A 255-nucleotide genomic window follows, 5' to 3' on the forward strand; every position below is an offset into this window, starting at 1 on the left:
GATTAGAACGGAACGAAGGGGTACTAACATCTACCGGAGCGTTTGGTGTAACAACTGGAAGATATACTGGTCGTTCTCCTAATGATAAGTTCATAGTCGAAGAAAGATCAACAAAAGACAAAATAAACTGGGGGACTGTAAATAAACCTGTATCCGCTTCAGTTTTTGAAAAACTTCACATTAAAGTGTTATACTATTTAAAGGAGATGGATGAATTGTTTGTTCAACATGGGTATGCGGGAGCAGATAATGAAC

General features: G+C 37.6%; 1 protein-coding gene. It reads left to right on the top strand.

Features of this window, described 5'->3' with window-relative positions; genetic code table 11:
* A partial coding sequence (locus AOA62_RS29820) for a phosphoenolpyruvate carboxykinase (ATP) (RefSeq protein ID WP_143521949.1) occupies positions 1-255 on the top strand: 255 nt, incomplete at both ends.

This window comes from Pseudomonas sp. 2995-3, from assembly GCF_002742565.1.
GTDB classification, from domain to species: Bacteria; Pseudomonadota; Gammaproteobacteria; order Pseudomonadales; family Pseudomonadaceae; genus Aquipseudomonas; species Aquipseudomonas edaphica.